The 17847-nt window shown below is 71.0% G+C and carries 17 protein-coding genes; 12 read left to right on the forward strand and 5 right to left on the reverse strand.

From position 1 onward, the window contains the following. The first annotated feature begins 16 nt into the window (after positions 1-16). Positions 17-661, forward strand: a complete 645-nt coding sequence (locus tag OHA05_RS31315; protein ID WP_328862379.1) for a DJ-1/PfpI family protein — start codon at positions 17-19, stop codon at positions 659-661. An 11-nt stretch (positions 662-672) separates the two neighbouring features. Here OHA05_RS31315 and OHA05_RS31320 read toward each other — a convergent pair whose 3' ends face one another. Next, on the reverse strand, positions 673-1431 hold the full coding sequence (locus tag OHA05_RS31320; protein ID WP_328862380.1) for an enoyl-CoA hydratase/isomerase family protein: 759 nt from the start codon (positions 1429-1431) through the stop codon (positions 673-675). A gap of 282 nt (positions 1432-1713) precedes the next feature. Between OHA05_RS31320 and OHA05_RS31325 the strand changes: the two genes are divergently transcribed. Then, positions 1714-2211 (forward strand): ATP-binding protein, encoded by a 498-nt coding sequence (locus OHA05_RS31325; RefSeq protein WP_328862381.1) that lies wholly within the window; start codon positions 1714-1716, stop codon positions 2209-2211. 112 nt (positions 2212-2323) lie between these two features. Here the strand turns inward: OHA05_RS31325 and idi are convergent, their stop codons facing one another. The 4 genes from idi to galE all read right to left on the reverse strand — a co-directional run bounded on the left by idi (position 2324) and on the right by galE (position 6551). Beyond that, positions 2324-2917, reverse strand: coding sequence for an isopentenyl-diphosphate Delta-isomerase (gene idi, locus OHA05_RS31330; RefSeq protein ID WP_313942893.1), 594 nt, complete (start codon positions 2915-2917; stop codon positions 2324-2326). 135 nt (positions 2918-3052) lie between these two features. Next, complete coding sequence (locus OHA05_RS31335; RefSeq protein ID WP_328863491.1) at positions 3053-4294, reverse strand: bifunctional class I SAM-dependent methyltransferase/N-acetyltransferase; 1242 nt, start codon at positions 4292-4294, stop codon at positions 3053-3055. A 189-nt stretch (positions 4295-4483) separates the two neighbouring features. Beyond that, complete coding sequence (locus OHA05_RS31340) at positions 4484-5425, reverse strand: cation diffusion facilitator family transporter (RefSeq protein WP_313942892.1); 942 nt, start codon at positions 5423-5425, stop codon at positions 4484-4486. Positions 5426-5567: 142 nt separating this feature from the next. Then, complete coding sequence (gene galE / locus OHA05_RS31345; protein WP_328862382.1) at positions 5568-6551, reverse strand: UDP-glucose 4-epimerase GalE; 984 nt, start codon at positions 6549-6551, stop codon at positions 5568-5570. 258 nt (positions 6552-6809) lie between these two features. Here galE and OHA05_RS31350 point away from each other — a divergent pair, with 258 nt between their 5' ends. The 10 genes from OHA05_RS31350 to hpnE all read left to right on the forward strand — a co-directional run bounded on the left by OHA05_RS31350 (position 6810) and on the right by hpnE (position 17839). Further along, entirely contained in the window at positions 6810-8768 is a 1959-nt protein-coding gene (locus OHA05_RS31350) for a DUF5941 domain-containing protein (RefSeq protein WP_443043854.1), read from the forward strand. After that, positions 8765-9517, forward strand: a complete 753-nt coding sequence (locus tag OHA05_RS31355; protein ID WP_328862384.1) for a phosphocholine cytidylyltransferase family protein — start codon at positions 8765-8767, stop codon at positions 9515-9517. The genes OHA05_RS31350 and OHA05_RS31355 overlap by 4 nt, the downstream gene beginning before the upstream one ends. Then, the gene (locus tag OHA05_RS31360; protein WP_328862385.1) at positions 9505-10569 is read left to right on the forward strand and encodes an iron-containing alcohol dehydrogenase family protein; all 1065 of its coding nucleotides are present in this window, start codon (positions 9505-9507) and stop codon (positions 10567-10569) included. Before OHA05_RS31355 ends, OHA05_RS31360 begins: the two co-directional genes overlap by 13 nt. Next, on the forward strand, positions 10547-11326 hold the full coding sequence (locus tag OHA05_RS31365) for a CDP-alcohol phosphatidyltransferase family protein (protein ID WP_313942886.1): 780 nt from the start codon (positions 10547-10549) through the stop codon (positions 11324-11326). The genes OHA05_RS31360 and OHA05_RS31365 overlap by 23 nt, the downstream gene beginning before the upstream one ends. Positions 11327-11367: 41 nt before the next feature. Continuing rightward, on the forward strand, positions 11368-12219 hold the full coding sequence (locus OHA05_RS31370) for a glycosyltransferase family 2 protein (protein WP_313948795.1): 852 nt from the start codon (positions 11368-11370) through the stop codon (positions 12217-12219). A 99-nt stretch (positions 12220-12318) separates the two neighbouring features. Continuing rightward, entirely contained in the window at positions 12319-13248 is a 930-nt protein-coding gene (locus OHA05_RS31375; RefSeq protein ID WP_313942885.1) for an ABC transporter permease, read from the forward strand. Then, positions 13241-14023, forward strand: a complete 783-nt coding sequence (locus tag OHA05_RS31380; protein WP_313942884.1) for an ABC transporter ATP-binding protein — start codon at positions 13241-13243, stop codon at positions 14021-14023. The genes OHA05_RS31375 and OHA05_RS31380 overlap by 8 nt, the downstream gene beginning before the upstream one ends. Positions 14024-14494: 471 nt before the next feature. Further along, on the forward strand, positions 14495-15427 hold the full coding sequence (hpnC, locus tag OHA05_RS31385) for a squalene synthase HpnC (RefSeq protein WP_328862386.1): 933 nt from the start codon (positions 14495-14497) through the stop codon (positions 15425-15427). Between the two features lie 8 nt (positions 15428-15435). Then, the gene (hpnD, locus tag OHA05_RS31390) at positions 15436-16368 is read left to right on the forward strand and encodes a presqualene diphosphate synthase HpnD (protein WP_313942880.1); all 933 of its coding nucleotides are present in this window, start codon (positions 15436-15438) and stop codon (positions 16366-16368) included. Positions 16369-16453: 85 nt separating this feature from the next. Then, on the forward strand, positions 16454-17839 hold the full coding sequence (hpnE, locus tag OHA05_RS31395) for a hydroxysqualene dehydroxylase HpnE (protein WP_328862387.1): 1386 nt from the start codon (positions 16454-16456) through the stop codon (positions 17837-17839). The last annotated feature ends 8 nt before the right edge of the window (positions 17840-17847 follow it).

Raw genomic sequence — 17847 nt, forward strand, 5'->3', positions numbered from 1 at the left:
CCCGACAAGGAACCCGATGCAGATCGCCGTTCTCCTCTTCGACCGATTCACCTCGCTGGACGCCGTCGGCCCGTACGAGCTCCTCGCCCGCGTCCCGGGTGCGGAGACGGTCTTCGTGGCCCAGCAGCCCGGCCCGGTACGCAACGACCAGGGCTCGCTCGCCCTGGTCGCCGACCGGGCGCTGACAGAGGTGACGGCCCCCGACATCGTGCTGGTGCCCGGTGGCCCCGGCGCCCGCGAGGCGATGCGGGACGAGACGGTCCTCTCGTGGCTGCGCACGGCGGACGCCACCAGCACCTGGACCACGTCCGTGTGCACCGGTTCCCTCGTGTTGGCCGGCGCCGGGCTCCTGCGGGGCCGCCGGGCCACCTCGCACTGGCTGGCGCTGGAGGAACTCGTACCGCTGGGCGCCGAACCCAGCGGTGAGCGGGTGGTGTTCGACGGGAAGTACGTCACCGCCGCGGGCGTCTCGTCCGGCATCGACATGGCGCTGCATCTGCTGGGCCGGATCGGCGGCGACGAGCTGGCCCAGACGGTGCAGCTGCTGACCGAATACGATCCGCAGCCGCCGTACGACGCCGGATCACCCGACAAGGCCCCGGCCCGGATCGTCGACCGCTGGCGGCGCGGGGCCGAGAGGGTCCTGAGCGGGGAGAGCTGACGCCGTCGGGCTCACACGGTCCAGGTGAAGCGCGGCGCGCGCCGCTCCAGGAAGGCGGCGATGCCCTCGGCGGTATCGCCGCCGCCGTGCGCCTGCGCCTGCCAGTACGCGTCCCGGTCCGTGCGGCCCGTCGCGAACTCCTTCGCGGCGGCCTGCGTGAGCTGCGAACGCGTCGCCACGACCCGGGTGAACTCGGCCACCCGCTTGCCCAGCTCTCCGGGCGGCAGCACCTCGTCCACCAGCCCGGTGCGCAGCGCCCGTGCGGTGTCGATCAACTCGCCCGAGAACAGCAGGTACTTGGCCGCGGAGGGGCCCACCAGGGACACCAGCCGGCGGGTGGAGGAGGACGGATACACGATGCCGAGCTTCGCCGGGGTCACCCCGAACAGGGCGTCAGTCTCGGCGAATCGCAGATCGCAGGCGGCCGCCAGCTGACAGCCGCCGCCCACGCAGTAGCCGCGGACGGCCGCGACGGTCGGCTTGGCGAACGCGGCGAGCGCCTCCTCGGCCCGCACGGCGAGGTCCTGCGGGCTCTCACCGGGCTCCCGCAACGACGAGATGTCGGCCCCCGCGCAGAAAGTCGGGCCCTCGCCGGTCAGCACGAGAGCGCGGACGGACGCGTCGGCTTCCAGGCGTCCGAGCAGCTCCGGCAGGGCCCGCCACATCGCGGCGGTCATGGCGTTGCGCTTGGCGGGATTGCTGATGACGACGGTGGCGACGCCGTCCGTGACGGTGTGCACCAGCCGCGGACCCGGTTCCGACTGCTCCATGCGCGGGATGCTATCCGCCGCGTCCGTCGGGTGATCGCTCAGGTACGCCGGGGCCCTCGCCCGGGCCTGCCCGGCCGTGGTCAGAAGGAGATGTCCGATTCCGCCGGAGAAGTGACCAGAACAAGATCAGGAACAGTCGCGCGCTTGACCCTGTCATACGCACCCGGTCAAAAGACGTCGATAGATGCTGACTTCTGTTCAGCCTCTCGGTCCGGACCAACTCACTGCCAACACTGATTACTCGATGGTCAGGAGCAGTCGATTCAAGGGTGGTGCCGGACTATGGAGAGCCGCGGGAGCGTCCCGGCCCGGCCGCTGTCGTACGAGGGCATCTGGCGCTTCACCGCACCCGCGGTCGACGTGTCGGTACCCCAAGCGCGACACGCCGTGCGGGACCTGCTCAACCGTCAGGGCGTACCGGTCCAGGACGACCTCGTCCAGGGGCTGTTGCTGATCGTCTCCGAGCTGGTGACCAATGCCGTACGGCACGCGGCCCTGCTCTCGCCCGAGATCGCGGTCGAGGTCGCCATCGGCACCGAGTGGATCCGGGTCTCCGTGGAGGACAACCACCCCTACCGCCCCAAGGCGCTGGTGACCGACTGGGGGCAGACCGGCGGCCGGGGGCTGCTGCTCGTCCGGGAGATCACGCTGGAGGCCGGCGGCTCCTGCGACGTCGAGCACACCGCCGGCGGTGGAAAGATCATCTGGGCGGCGCTGCCCCTGCGGCCGGACGCGCAACCGGCGCCGGCGCCGCAGGACGCAGGCACCGCGCCGCTCTAGGCACCGGCACGGCGCCGCACCGGCACCGCACCAAGCTCCGGAGTGAAGCCGCCCCGGCACCGCACCGCTCCCAGCTCCGGCGTCGCCCGGCGTGAAGCCGCCCGGGGCTGGTTCACCAGCCGCTGGACGGACCCGTCAGTTCCTTGACCGCCGGACGCGCCGCGTCGAGCACCGTCATGAACCACGCCGAGAACGGGCCCTCGGCATGCCGCTCCGCCAGTTCCTCCGGCGTCACGAACGCCGTCTCGCCGACCTCCTCCGGATTCGGCCGCAGCGGAGCCTGCACCAGACCGACGAAGAGGTGGTTGTACTCCTGCTCCACCAGGCCCGAGTCCGGGTCCGGGTGGTTGTAGCGGACCGTGCCCGCCTCGGCGAGCAGCGAGGGCGAGATACCCAGCTCCTCGTGCGTCCGCCGGGCTGCGGCGGCGAAGGGTGCCTCGCCCGGATAGGGGTGTCCGCAGCAGGTGTTCGACCAGACACCGGGGGAGTGGTACTTCCCCGCCGCGCGGCGCTGGAGCAGCAGCCGGCCGTGCTCGTCGAAGAGGAACACGGAGAACGCCCGGTGCAACCGGCCGGGAGCCTGGTGGGCCGAGAGCTTCTCAGCGGTGCCGACGGTATTGCCGTCCTCGTCGACCAGTTCGAGCAGGATCGCTGGTGAGACGCCGTTCGACGTGCTGTTCGTGGCGGTGGCGGGTGAGGTCGGCATAACCATCCTTCGCGTCGGTCCTCGGCCCTCGGGGGCCTGCCCAGTCTGCCGTACAAAAGCGGCTTGTCCGCACTTCGGCAGTCCGGGCATGTCCGTCCCCGCCGCGCCGGCGTGCGGCGGGGACGGATTCATGCATCAGACGCCGAAAGCCTCCGGGTAGCGGATCGTGCCCCGCGGCACACCGGAAGAACCGTCGAGCACAAGGGCCATCATGGCCTCATCAGGTACCTCGAAAGATGGCCGGATTCCGTACTGCGAAGCAGGTTCGAAACCGAACCGCGGATAGTAGTCCGGATGGCCGAGGACCAGCACCAGCGGTTCCCCCTGCATCCGTGCCACATCGAGTACCGCCCGCACGACGGCCTGACCCGCTCCGCCGCGCTGGTGCTCCGGCGACACGGCGACCGGCGCCAGGGCCAGTGCCGGGGCGCCGTCGACATGACAGCGGGTGAGCAGCGCGTACGCGGCGACCGAGCCGTCCGCCGCCTCGGCGACGTACGACATGCCCGGCACCCACGCCCCGGCGTCCCGCCGCAGGGCGTCCACGAGCCCCGCCTCCTCCGCGGTGGGGAAGGCGGACGCGTTGACCGCACGGACCGCCGGGACGTCGTCCGCCGTCTCCGGCCTGGTGCGCCAGCGCGGATCGGCGGCCCGCAGCGCGTAGCCGGTGTAGCCGTACTCCGTGCCCAGGTCGCGGCGTACCGCGATCTCCTGCCGGGTGGCGGCGAGCGCCTCCGTCATGCCCGGAGTGGAGGAGTCGGCGGCGTCGGCGCGGGCGCCGAGCGGCCCGTAGTACTCCTCCCAGTCGCTCTCGGGCTGCTGGTGCACCCCGAGAACGTGGTAGCCCGCTGCGACGGCCGCGGCGATGTTCTCGCCGCTCGTGCGCAGCGGACAGTGCTGGTCCCAGAAGGCGCGCGCGTCGGCCGACGGGGTGCCGGTCGTCCACTCGCACTCGGTGACCACGAGCGCGCCGCCCGGCGCGAGCAGCCGCCGCCACCGGCGCAGGGCGGTGTCGAAGCCGATGCTGTAGGCGGAGCTCTCGGCCCAGACGAGATCGAACGAGCCGTCGGGGTAGGGGAGATCGGCCATGTCGGCCGTGACGGTGCTGATCGCGTCGCCGAGCCCGCGGGCTTCGGCGCTCTGCCGCAGCTCGTCGAGGAACGGCTGATGCAGATCGACCGCCGTCACCCGGGCGCCGGCCTCGGCGGCCAGCAGCAGGGCGGCACGGCCGGGGCCGCAGCCGAGATCGAGTACCCGCGGAGCAGCGGGCAGCGTGCCGGCGAGCGACGCGAGAGCGAGCAGCCGGCGGGTGGTGTCGTCAGAACCTGGACCCTGCCGCGGAAGACCGTGGTGCAGGGCGAAGAAGGCGTCGTGCATGGCGTTGTCGGACAACGTGGAAACCCTTGAGTGTGTGAGGGCTCCGGCCGACGTACGAGATACGGGTCAGCCGGTAACCCGGAAGCCGAGGACGGACCGGGGGCTGCACAGGGCAGCCGTCCCTGCGACGGTCATCAACTCAGCTCCTCTCAAGCGTGGGTGCCAGCGTAACAGCCCGGTGCACAGCCCTCAGTGGCAGAGCCGGGCCTCGTGCTCGGCATGGCCGACCGGCTCCAGCTGGAAGGTGCAGTGCTCCACGTCGAAGTGGCCGCCGACGCATCCCTGGAGATCGTGCAGCAGCTTCTCGTGGCCCACCGCGTCCAGCACATCCGGGTCCACCACCACATGCGCGGAGAGCACCGGCATCCCGGAGGTGATCGTCCAGGCGTGCAGGTCGTGCACGTCCTCCACGCCCTGAAGGCCCAGGAGGTGCGTGCGCACCTCCGCCATGTCGACGCCCTTGGGCGCCGCCTCCAGCAGGACGTTCAGCGTCTCGCGGAGCAGTTTCAGGGTGCGCGGCACGATCATGAGGCCGATCACCAGTGAGGCGATCGGGTCGGCGGCCTGCCAGCCGGTGAAGAGGATGATCGTCGCCGCCACCAGCACGGTGAGCGATCCGAGGGTGTCCGCCAGCACCTCCAGATAGGCGCCGCGGACATTGAGGCTCTCCTTCTGCCCGCGCATCAGCAGCGAGAGGGATACGGCGTTGGCGACCAGACCGACGAGGGCGAACGCGATGGCGAGTCCGCCCTTGGTCTCGGCCGGGGTGATGAACCGCTCCACCGCCTCGTAGAGCAGGAAGCCGCCGACGCCGAGGAGCAGCACACAGTTGGCGAGGGCCGCGAGTATCTCGGCCCGCGCGAAACCGAAGGTGCGGTTGCCGCCGGCCGGCCGGTTGGCGAAGTGGATCGCCAGCAGCGCCATCGCGAGACCGACCGCGTCCGTCGCCATGTGGGCGGCGTCGGCGATCAGGGCGAGAGAATCGGCCAGCACACCGCCGACGATCTCCAGCACCATCACACCGAGCGTGATCGTCAGCGCGATGCGCAGCCGTCCCTTGTAGGCGGAGGCCGCGGTGCCGGTCGGCGGCGGGCCGCCGTGCGCATGCCCGTGGTCGTGCCCAGCCCCCATGAGAACGCCTCCGGTCGTCGGAAATCGTGCTGCCGAGACCTCAGTGAACTACGCCCGCGGGGTACCGGGCAACACGGCACTGAACACCGTTGTCATATCGCCTGACCTGCGGAAACGACCCGCAGGTCAGACGCGTGAAAGATCACTTCGAGCGGGCTTCCGGGTGCCGCAGGCACCAGCCCTCCCAGGCCGACTCCACCATCTCGCGCACCCCGCGCGAGGCGCTCCAGCCGAGCTCCTCGGTGATCAGGTCGACCGAGGCGACCGCCTTCGCGGCATCGCCCGCGCGCCGTGGCTCGATGACCGGCCGGGCGTCGTACCCGGTGATCTCGCCCACCAGATCGGCGAGCTCGCGCACCGAGACCCCGACCCCGCGACCGATGTTGACCGTGAGATCGCCGGCACTCTGCTGCTCGGCCAGCCGGCGGGCGACGGTCAGATGGGCGTCGGCCAGGTCCGCGACATGGATGTAGTCGCGGACACAGGTGCCGTCCGGGGTCGGGTAGTCGTCGCCGAAGATGCGAGGTGCCTCACCCCGCGTGATCCGGTCGAAAAACATCGGAATGATGTTGAACACTCCGGTGTCGGCGAGCTCGGGGCGGGCCGCGCCGGCCACGTTGAAGTACCGCAGGCAGGCCGTCGAGATTGAGTGCGCCCGGCCCGTGGCCCGTACCAGCCACTCACCGGCCAGCTTGGTCTCGCCGTACGGATTGATGGGGACGCAGGGCGCCGACTCCGGGATCAGGTCCAGCTCGGGCACCCCGTACACGGCGGCCGACGACGAGAACAGGAACTGCCGCACGCCCGCCTCGACGACCGCCTCCAGCAGCACGGTGAGTCCGTGCAGATTCTCCCGGTAGTAGTGCAGCGGCTGCTCGACGGACTGCCCGACCTGCTTCTTCGCCGCGAGATGGACGACGCCGGTGACATCGTGATCGGCGAAGGTACGGTCCAGCAGCTCGCGGTCCAGGACGGCTCCCCGCACCAGTTCGATCCCCTCGGGCAGCCGCTCGGTGACCCCCGACGAGATGTCGTCGAGCACGACGACCTTCTCGCCCGCCGCCGTCATGGCCAGCGCCACATGTGCGCCGATATATCCCGCTCCACCTGTGATCAGCCAAGTCATGGCGGCCAGCTTAGGGTCTGCGGTCGCGATCGGGCCGGGCGGTTCCTGGGCCGGGCCCCGCGGTTTGTGGGGCGAGGCGGTGATCGACAATGATGAGGCCGCGGACCCTCCCGGGGGTTCCGCCGTGTCGAGCGGGGCGTAAACGGCCAGTGAACTCCGGCCTCAGCGCATCCGATAGCCTCTGCCGACGAGCCGCCGCCCGCACACCGGGCCGAGCCGCCGCGCATCCGCACCCTCGGTTCCAAGGAGTGAGTCCGTCTGTCGACCGCCATCCTCACCGGTCCGCCCGTACCCGGATCGTCGCTCGAGGGCGATCTGCGGTCACTGGGCTTCGACGTACGCGTCGCTCCGGGTGCCGCCGAGAGCGAGGCGCTCCTCGCCGCCGTCCCGGCCGCGGAGCGCGTCGCGGTGGTGGACGCGCGCTTCGTGGGCCACGTCCACTCCCTGCGGCTGGCCCTGACGGACCCCCGCTTCCCGGCCTCCGCGGTCCCCGGCGCACTCACGGCGCAGCCCGAGGCGCGTGCGGCCCTGGCGAAGGCCTTCGCGGCCACCACGGCTCCCGCCCCCGCGGCGGAGACGGCCGCCGGAGTCTCGGACCTGCCCGGCGACGCCGACGCTTCCGCTGCGGCACCGCAGAGCGCTGCGGCGACCCCGGACGCGCAGACGACCCCGGACACGGAGGCGAGTGCGGACACGGAGGCGAGCGCGGCCGGCCTCGGAACCGCCCTGCGCGCGCCCGACCTGCCCGGCCTGCTCGCCGTCACCCTGGACTCCGCCGGCACCCCCGTCCACCGGCCCGAGCTCGGTTCGCTCGTCGCGACCGTGCCCGCCGATCCGCAGACCCGCAACGAGGCCCGTCAGGCCGTCGCGGCCGTCGACGACGAAGAGGTACGGCTGCGGTCGGCCGTGAAGGCCCGGGACGGCTTCTTCACCACCTTCTTCATCAGCCCGTACTCGCGCTACATCGCCCGCTGGTGCGCGCGCCGGGGGCTGACCCCCAACCAGGTCACCACCGCATCCCTGATCACCGCCCTGATCGCGGCCGGGGCCGCGGCCAGCGGCACCCGCGGCGGGTACATCGCGGCCGGCCTGCTGCTGCTCTTCTCCTTCGTCCTGGACTGCACGGACGGGCAGCTCGCCCGGTACTCGCTCCAGTACTCGACGATGGGCGCCTGGCTCGACGCCACCTTCGACCGCGCCAAGGAGTACGCCTACTACGCGGGCCTGGCACTGGGCGCGGCCCGCGGCGGTGACGACGTCTGGGCGCTGGCCCTGGGCGCGATGGTGCTGCAGACGTGCCGCCATGTCGTGGACTTCTCGTTCAACGAGGCGAACCACGACGCCGAGTCCAACACCAGCCCGACCGCCGCACTCTCCGACAAGCTCGACAGCGTCGGCTGGACGGTGTGGGTGCGCCGCATGATCGTGCTGCCGATCGGTGAGCGGTGGGCCATGATCGCGGTCCTGACCGCCGTCACCACACCCCGGATCGTCTTCTACGCCCTCCTCGTCGGCTGCGCCTTCGCCGCCTGCTACACCACGGCCGGCCGGCTGCTGCGCTCCCTCACCCGCAAGGCGCGCAGGACCGACCGTGCCGCGCAGGCCCTGGCGGACCTCGCCGACTCGGGGCCGCTCGCGGAGGCGGTCGCGCGCGCGGGCCGCAGGTTCGTCGCCGGGCTCCCCGCGATGGCGCCGCCCGCCATCGCGTTCGTGGGCGGTGCGGGCCTGGTGGCCGCCGCCGTGTTCAGCGACTACGGCTCCCTCTGGCCGGTCGTCGCGGCCGTGACGTATGTCATCACCTCCGGCCTCGCCGTCGCCCGCCCCCTCAAGGGCGCGCTCGACTGGCTCGTCCCACCCGTGTTCAGGGCCGCCGAATACGGGGCGATCCTGGCGCTCGCGGTGGCCGCGGACGTGAACGGAGCACTGCCCGCGGCCTACGGCCTGGTGGCCGCGGTCGCCTACCATCACTACGACACGGTGTACCGCATCCGCGGCGGCACGGGCGCTCCGCCGCACTGGCTGGTACGGGCGACCGGAGGACACGAGGGGCGGATCCTGCTCGTCGTGCTGCTGGCCGCCCTGGTCACCGACACCGACTTCACCATCGCGCTGGCGGCCCTCGCTGTCGCCGTCGCACTCGTGGTGCTCGTGGAGAGCATCCGCTTCTGGGTGTCCTCCGCAGCACCCGCAGTTCATGACGAAGGAGAACCCGCATGATCGGCCTTGTTTTGGCAGCCGGTGCCGGACGGCGTCTGCGCCCCTACACCGACACGCTCCCCAAGGCCCTCGTGCCCGTAGGCCCTGAACAGGACGGCGAGGCCACGACCGTCCTCGACATCGCCCTGAAGAACTTCGCGGAGATCGGGCTCACCGAGGTCGCCGTCGTCGTCGGCTACCGCAAGGAGGCCGTGTACGAGCGCCAGGCGGCCCTGGAGGCGAAGTACGGCCTCAAGCTCACCCTCGTCGACAACGACAAGGCCGAGGAGTGGAACAACGCCTACTCCCTGTGGTGCGCCCGTGACGTCCTGAAGAAGGGCGTCATCCTCGCCAACGGCGACACCGTCCACCCGGTGTCGGTCGAGCACTCCCTTCTCGCCGCCCGCGGCGACGGCCGGAAGATCATCCTCGCCCTCGACACGGTGAAGCAGCTCGCCGACGAGGAGATGAAGGTCATCACGGACGGCGACCAGGGCGTGCAGCGCATCACCAAGCTGATGGACCCGGCCGCCGCGACCGGCGAGTACATCGGCGTCACCCTCATCGAGCCCGAGGCGGGCGAGGAGCTGGCCGACGCGCTGAAGTCCACCTTCGAGCGCGACCCCGACCTCTACTACGAGGACGGCTACCAGGAGCTCGTCAACCGCGGCTTCCGGATCGACGTGGCTCCCATCGGCGACGTCCCGTGGGTCGAGATCGACAACCACGACGACCTCGCGAAGGGCCGTGAGATCGCGTGCCTGTACTGACCCGGCTGATCCCGTCCCCGGTCGTCGTCGACATCCGCGCGGGAGCCCTGGACGACCTGGCGGGCCTTCTGGCCGACCAGCGGATCTCCGGATCCGGCAAGCTGGCCGTCGCCATCAGCGGCGGCTCGGGGCAGGCACTGCGCGAGCGACTCGCGCCGGCGCTGCCCGGCGCCGACTGGTTTGAGGTCCGCGACGGGACCATCGACTCCGCCGTGCAGCTCGCCGACGACGTGAAGGGCAAGCGGCGCTACGACGCCGTGGTCGGTCTCGGCGGCGGCAAGATCATCGACGTGGCGAAGTACGCCGCGGCGCGCGTCGGTCTTCCGATGGCCGCAGTCGCGACGAACCTCGCGCACGACGGACTGTGCTCACCGATCTCCATCCTCGACAACGACAACGGCCGCGGTTCCTACGGTGTCCCGTCACCCATCGCGATGGTGATCGACCTCGACGTGGTCCGCGACGCTCCCGTACGGTTCGTCCGCTCCGGCATCGGCGACGCGATCTCCAACATTTCGGCGATCGCGGACTGGGAGCTGGCGCACCAGGTCAACGGCGAGCAGGTCGACGGGCTGGCCGCCGCCATGGCCCGCACCTCCGGCGAGGCCGTTCTGCGCCACCCCGGCGGCGTCGGCGACGACGAGTTCCTCACCGTGCTCGCCGAGGCGCTGGTGCTCTCCGGCATCGCCATGTCGATCAGCGGCGACAGCCGCCCCTCGTCCGGTGCCTGCCACGAGATCAGCCACGCCTTCGACCTGCTGTATCCGAAGCGGGCCGCCAGCCATGGCGAACAGGTCGGCCTGGGAGCCGCCTTCGCGATGTATCTGCGCGGCGCCCACGAGGAGTCGGGGCTCTTCGCGGACGTACTCCGCAGACACGGACTTCCCGTGCTGCCCGATGGCATCGGCTTCTCCGCGGACGAGTTCGTCCGAGCCGTGGAGTACGCGCCGCAGACCCGTCCGGGCCGTTTCACCATCCTCGAGCACCTTGACCTCACCACCGATCAGATCAGGGACGCGTACGCCGACTATGCCAAGACCATCCGTAGCTGAACTCCGCCCGGTCGTTCACCCGGCGGGAGTGAAGGACCGGCGCAGCGGAGAGCACTGGGGCGGACGCCTGTACATGCGCGAGATCTCGCTGCGCATCACCCGCCTCCTGGTCACCACGAAGGTCACGCCGAACCAGCTGACGTACGTGATGACCATCTGCGGCGTGCTCGCCGCCCCGGCGCTGCTGGTGCCGGGCATCTGGGGCGCCGTCCTCGGCGTCGTCGCCGTCCAGCTCTATCTGCTGCTGGACTGTGTCGACGGTGAGGTCGCCCGCTGGAAGAAGCAGTTCTCGCTCTCCGGGGTCTACCTGGACCGCGTCGGCGCCTATCTGTGCGACGCGGCGGTCCTCGTCGGTCTCGGCCTGCGCGCCGCCGACCTGTGGGGCCCGGGGCAGATCGACTGGCTCTGGGCGTTCCTCGGCACCCTCGCCGCACTCGGCGCGATCCTGATCAAGGCCGAGACCGACCTGGTCGGGGTCGCGCGCCACCAGGGCGGACTGCCTCCGGTCAAGGACGCCGCCGCCGAGCCGCGCTCCTCCGGTATGGCACTCGCCCGCCGGGCCGCCGGGGCGCTCAAGTTCCACCGGCTGATCCTCGGCATCGAGGCGTCGCTGCTCATCCTGGCGCTCGCCGTGGTGGACCAGATCCGCGGCGATCTGTTCTTCACCCGCCTCGGAGTCGCGGTCCTCGCCGGTATCGCGCTGCTCCAGACGCTGCTGCACCTGGTGTCCGTCCTCGTCTCCAGCAGGCTGAGGTGAGTGCCGTGAAGCCGCTGAAGGTCGGCGCCGTCATCATCACCATGGGCAACCGTCCGGACGACCTGCGCGCGCTCCTCGACTCGGTCGCCAAGCAGGACGGCGACCCGATCGAGACCGTGGTCGTCGGCAACGGTGCCCCGGTGACGGGTGTCGAGGACTTCCCGTTCGTCCGGACCGTGGATCTGCCCGAGAACCTGGGCATCCCCGGCGGCCGCAACGTCGGCATCGAGGCCTTCGGGCCGTCCGGCTCCGGCGTCGACGCGCTGCTCTTCCTCGACGACGACGGTCTGCTCCCCGGCACCGACACCGCGGAGCTGGTGCGACAGGCCTTCGCCGACGATCCGAAGCTGGGCATCGTCAGCTTCCGCATCGCCGACCCGGAGACCGGCCTCACCCAGCGCCGCCACGTCCCGCGGCTGCGTGCCTCCGACCCGATGCGCTCCTCGCGGGTGACGACCTTCCTCGGCGGCGCCAACGCCGTACGCACACAGGTCCTCGCCGAGGTCGGCGGCCTGCCCGACGAGTTCTTCTACGCCCACGAGGAGACGGATCTCGCCTGGCGTGCCCTCGACGCCGGCTGGGCCATCGACTACCGCGCGGACATGGTGCTGTTCCACCCGACCATGCCCCCGTCGCGGCACGCGGTCTATCACCGGATGGTGGCCCGTAACCGGGTCTGGCTCGCCCGCCGGAATCTGCCCGCCCCGCTGGTGCCGATCTATCTCGGTGTCTGGGTGCTGCTCACCCTCGCCCGGCGCCCCTCGGTGTCCGCCCTCAAGGCATGGATGGGCGGCTTCAAGGAGGGCTGGCGGACCCCCTGCGGTCCCCGCCGGCCCATGAAGTGGCGTACGGTATGGCGGCTCACCCGACTGGGCCGACCTCCTGTCATCTGACAAGCTCGGTCCTGAGAGCATCGGGCACGTCCGGGTACCCGGCGCGTCCGACGCCGCGCCCCCATCTGCCGCGCATCTTGAAGACGAAAGTTTCAACTTGTGAGTGACACAACCCACGACGGTGCGATCACGATGACCGCCCCGCCATCCGCCGACCAGGGCCTTTCCGCGGCGGACCTCGCCGCCAAGTACGGCCTGTCGGTCAGCGGTGCCCGGCCCGGGATGGCCGAGTACATCAGGCAGCTGTGGGGCCGACGCCACTTCATCCTGGCCTTCTCGCAGGCCAAGCTGACGGCCCAGTACAGCCAGGCGAAGCTCGGCCAGCTGTGGCAGGTCGTGACGCCCCTGCTGAACGCGATGGTCTACTACCTGATCTTCGGGGTCATCCTGGGGACCAGGGAGGGCATCTCCAACGACGTCTTCATCCCGTTCCTGGTCACGGGCGTCTTCGTCTTCACCTTCACCCAGAGCTCGGTGATGGCGGGTGTCCGGGCGATCTCCGGCAATCTCGGCCTGGTCCGCGCCCTGCACTTCCCCCGGGCGTCCCTGCCGATCTCCTTCGCCCTCCAGCAGCTCCAGCAGCTGCTCTTCTCGATGATCGTGCTGTTCGTGATCGCGGTGGGCTTCGGCAGCTACCCGAGTCTGTCCTGGCTGCTGATCATCCCGGCGCTGGTTCTGCAGTTCGTCTTCAACACCGGCCTGGCGCTCGTCATGGCCAGGCTCGGCAGCAAGACGCCCGACCTCGCCCAGCTGATGCCCTTCATCATGCGGACGTGGATGTACGCCTCGGGCGTCATGTACTCCATCCCGATCATGCTGAAGGACAAGCCGGCCTGGATCTCGGACGTCCTCCAGCTGAACCCCGCGGCGGTCTACATGGACCTCATCCGCTTCGGTCTGATCGACGGCTACGGCTCGGAGAACCTGCCGCCGCACGTCTGGATGTGGGCCGTGGGCTGGGCGGTCCTCTTCGGCATCTGTGGATTCGTGTACTTCTGGAAGGCTGAAGAACGGTACGGCCGTGGCTGACAAGAACCTGGGGCGCGTCCCCACAGTGATCGCCGACGACGTGCACATCGTGTACCGCGTGCACGGCAGCTCGGGCGGCAAGGGCAGCGCCACCGCAGCCCTGAACAGGATCATCAAGCGCGACAAGGGCGAGTCCCGCGGTGTGCGCAAGGTCCACGCCGTACGGGGCGTCTCCTTCACCGCGTACCGCGGCGAGGCCATCGGCCTGATCGGCACCAACGGTTCCGGCAAGTCCACCCTGCTGCGGGCCATAGCCGGCCTGCTCCCCACCGAGCACGGCAAGGTCTACACCGACGGCCAGCCCTCGCTGCTCGGCGTGAACGCCGCGCTGATGGGCGACCTGACCGGTGAGCGCAATGTCATCCTCGGTGGCCTGGCCATGGGCATGTCGCGCGAGGAGGTCCGCGAGCGATACCAGGACATCGTCGACTTCTCCGGGATCAACGAGAAGGGCGACTTCATCACCCTGCCGATGCGCACCTACTCCTCGGGCATGGGCGCACGGCTCCGGTTCGCCATCGCGGCGGCCAAGGACCACGACGTCCTGATGATCGACGAGGCGCTGGCGACGGGCGACCGCAAGTTCCAGATCCGCTCCGAGCAGCGCATCCGGGAGCTCCGGGAGCACGCGGGCACGGTGTTCCTGGTCAGTCACAGCCTCGGCTCCATCAGGGACACCTGCGACCGCGTCCTGTGGCTGGAAAAGGGCGAGCTGCTGATGGACGGTCCCACCGCTGAGGTCCTCAAGGCGTACGAGAAGGAGACCGGCCGCTAGGTCCCCGAGGCCGTTTCCTGGACCGGTCCGCGAAAAGGCCCCCGCCCTGGCATCCGGGCGGGGGCCTTTCTGCGTCCTGTCAGTCGACGGGCCACCGGACGCGCCCGGCGGCGGGCGGGCCTCGGAGCCGGGCCCAGGCGGTCGTGGCCCCGGAACGTCAAGGGCGGGTCAATTCCTGTCCGGACAGGGATGGTTGACCACGATTGGAGTGTTCTTGTAATGCGCGCAACACCCCGGCGTATCACTGGGCGTTGTACAACGTAAGCTGTACCGGTGCTGAATCACGGCAAGTGGGGCGATACGCCCTCGGTATCGCCCCCGCCGGGCGGGACCCCCGCAGACGGCGCGACGGGCGGCGTGTCCGAAATAGGATGGATTGGATCGGCAGTGTAGAACGGGAGATGTGACGGCAATGATCGAAAATCTCCAGCTCCTCGAGGCTTTCGCCGTCCCCTCGCCGGGCAGCCACGTATGACCGGCACCCGGCAGACACGCGTGGCGACCTCGGCTGATTCCGCACGTGCCACCCTCGACAAGGCCGCGGACGAGAACTTTCCCGTGGCCCCCTTCTTCCTGCCACGCGCCTGGCGCGACGATCTGATGGCCGTGTACGGCTTCGCCCGTCTGGTCGACGACATCGGCGACGGCGACCTCGCCCCGGGCGGTGCGGACGCCCGCCATCTCGGCGTGGACCCGGCCGACGCCGACGACCGCCTCGTGATGCTGGACGCCTTCGAGACCGATCTGCGGCGCGTCTTCACCCCCGACGGCGACGAGACGCCGCACCACCCGCTGCTGCGGGGGCTGCTCCCCACCGTGCGGCGCTGCTCGCTCGACCCCGGGCCCTTCGCCGGGCTGATCGCCGCGAACCGTCAGGATCAGCTGGTGCGGCGGTACAAGACGTACGACGAACTCCTCGCCTACTGCGAGCTGTCCGCCAACCCCGTCGGCCGGCTCGTCCTCCGGATCACCGGTACGGCCAGTCCCGAGCGGGTGCGCCGGTCCGACGCCGTGTGCACCGCGCTCCAGATCGTCGAGCACCTCCAGGACGTGACCGAGGACCTCGCGCGCGACCGGATCTATCTGCCTGCCGACGACATGCAGCGGTTCGGGGTGACGGAGGCCGATCTGGCCGCGCCGGCCGGGAGTGCGTCGGTGCGTGCCCTGATCGCCTACGAGTGCGAGCGCGCCTGCCGGCTGCTGGACGAAGGCATTCCGCTGGTCGGCAGCGTCCACGGCCGGCTGCGGCTGCTGCTCGCCGGCTTCGTGGGCGGCGGGCGTGCCGCCCTCGCCGCGATCGCGGCCGCCGGTCACGACGTCCTGCCGGGACCGCCCAGACCTGCCAGGACAAGGCTGTTGCGCGAAGTCGGAGCAGTCCTGCGAAGAGCGCGTAGAGAGGGGTGAGCGGGACGATGGAGGGACCGACCGACGTGTCGCCACCGGTGCAGGCCGCGTACAGCTACTGCGAGGCCGTCACCGGACAGCAGGCGCGTAACTTCGCCTACGGGATCAGGCTGCTGCCGACCGACAAGCGGCAGGCCATGTCCGCGCTGTACGCGTTCTCCCGCCGTGTCGACGACATCGGCGACGGCACGCTCGCGCCCGAGGCCAAGCGCGACCGCCTCGAAGTGACGCGGGCCCTGCTGGACCGCGTCCGGCAGGGTGCGATCGCCGAGGACGACACCGACCCGGTCGCCGTCGCTCTCGCGGACGCGGCACAGCGCTTCCCGATCCCGCTCGACGGGCTCGACGAGCTCATCGACGGTGTCCAGATGGACGTACGCGGCGAGGCCTACGAGACCTGGGACGACCTCAAGGTCTACTGCCGCTGCGTGGCGGGCGCGATCGGACGGCTCTCCCTCGGCGTGTTCGGTACTCAGCCCGGCGCACGCGGCGCCGAACGCGCTCCCGAGTACGCCGACACGCTGGGCCTCGCCCTCCAACTCACCAACATCCTCAGGGACGTTCGCGAGGACGCGGCCAACGGGCGCACCTACCTGCCCGCCGACGATCTCGCCAAGTTCGGCTGCTCCGCCGGATTCCACTCGGCGACCCCGCCGGCCGGCTCCGACTTCGCGGGCCTCGTCCACTTCGAAGTACGGCGCGCCCGGGCCCTCTTCGCCGAGGGCTACCGGCTGCTGCCCATGCTCGACCGGCGCAGCGGTGCCTGTGTCGCCGCCATGGCCGGCATCTACCGCCGCCTGCTCGACCGCATCGAGCGCGACCCCGAAGCGGTGCTGCGCGGCCGCGTCTCGCTCCCCGGCCGCGAGAAGGCGTTCGTGGCGGTGCGCGGTCTGTCGGGGCTCGACGCCCGGCACATCACCCGTCAGAGAGGGCGCGCCTGATGCCACGGCCCGACACGCACAACCGGCGGGCAACCGTCCGGACCGGTCCGGCGTCCCTGACGGCAACGGCCCGAGGGGAGGTCGCATGACGGACGAGGACATGCGTTCCCGGCACGCGGTGGTGATCGGCGGCGGACTGGCCGGTATCACCGCGGCGCTTCAGCTCGCCGACGCGGGCGTGGGCGTCACTCTCGTCGAAGGCCGCCCACGACTGGGCGGCCTCGCCTTCTCCTTCCAGCGCGGCGCCCTGACCGTCGACAACGGCCAGCACGTCTATCTGCGCTGCTGCACCGCCTACCGCTGGTTCCTCGACCGCGTCGACGGTGCCGCGCTGGCCCCGCTCCAGGACCGGCTGGACGTCCCCGTCCTGGACGTGGCCCGCGCCGGCGGACCCCGGCTCGGCCGGCTGCGCCGCACCGCGCTGCCCGTACCGCTGCACCTCGCCGCCAGCCTCGCCACCTATCCGCATCTCTCGCTCGCCGAGCGGGCGAGTGCGGGACGCGCCGCCCTCGCGCTCGGCAGGCTCGACCCGGCCGATCCCGCGCTGGACGGCATCGACTTCGCGACCTGGCTCGGGCGGCACGGCCAGTCGCAGCGCACCATCGAGGCGCTCTGGGACCTCGTGGGGGTCGCGACCCTGAACGCCACCGCGCCCCACGCCTCCATGGGGCTCGCCGCGATGGTCTTCAAGACCGGACTGCTCTCCGAGCCGGGTGCCGCGGACATCGGCTGGGCCCGGGTGCCGCTCGGTGACCTGCACGACACCCTCGCCCGCAAGGCCCTCGACTCCGCCGGTGTCCGCACCGAGCTGTCGACCCGGGTGCGCGCCGTATCCCGCGCGGACCACGGCCGGTGGCACGTCGACATCGCCGGCGAGCGGCTGGAGGCCGACACCGTCGTCCTCGCCGTGGCGCAGCGCGAGGCCCACGACCTGCTGCCCGAGGGCGCCGTCGAGGACCCCGACCGGCTGCTCGACATCGGCACCGCGCCGATCCTCAACATCCATGTCGTGTACGACCGCAAGGTGCTGCGCCGGCCGTTCTTCACCGCGCTGGGCACCCCGGTCCAGTGGGTGTTCGACCGTACGGAGGCATCGGGGCTCACGGAGGGTCAGTACCTGGCGCTGTCCCAGTCGGCCGCCCAGGACGAGATCGACACCCCGGTCGCCGAGCTGCGCGCACGCTATCTGCCGGAGCTGGAGCGGCTGTTGCCCGCCGCCCGCGGTGCGCAGGTGCGTGACTTCTTCGTCACCCGTGAGCGCACGGCGACCTTCGCACCCTCGCCGGGCGTCGGCAGGCTGCGCCCCGGTGCCCGAACCCGTGCGCCGGGGCTGTACCTTGCGGGCGCGTGGACCGCCACCGGCTGGCCCGCGACCATGGAGGGTGCCGTACGCAGCGGCTTCAGTGCCGCCGGCGCCGCGCTCTCCGCTCTCGGCCGCTCCCATGAACATCCGCTCAAGGAGGCGGCGTGAGCATCAGT

This window comes from Streptomyces sp. NBC_00306 (genome assembly GCF_036169555.1).
Classification (GTDB): Bacteria; Actinomycetota; Actinomycetes; order Streptomycetales; family Streptomycetaceae; genus Streptomyces; species Streptomyces achmelvichensis.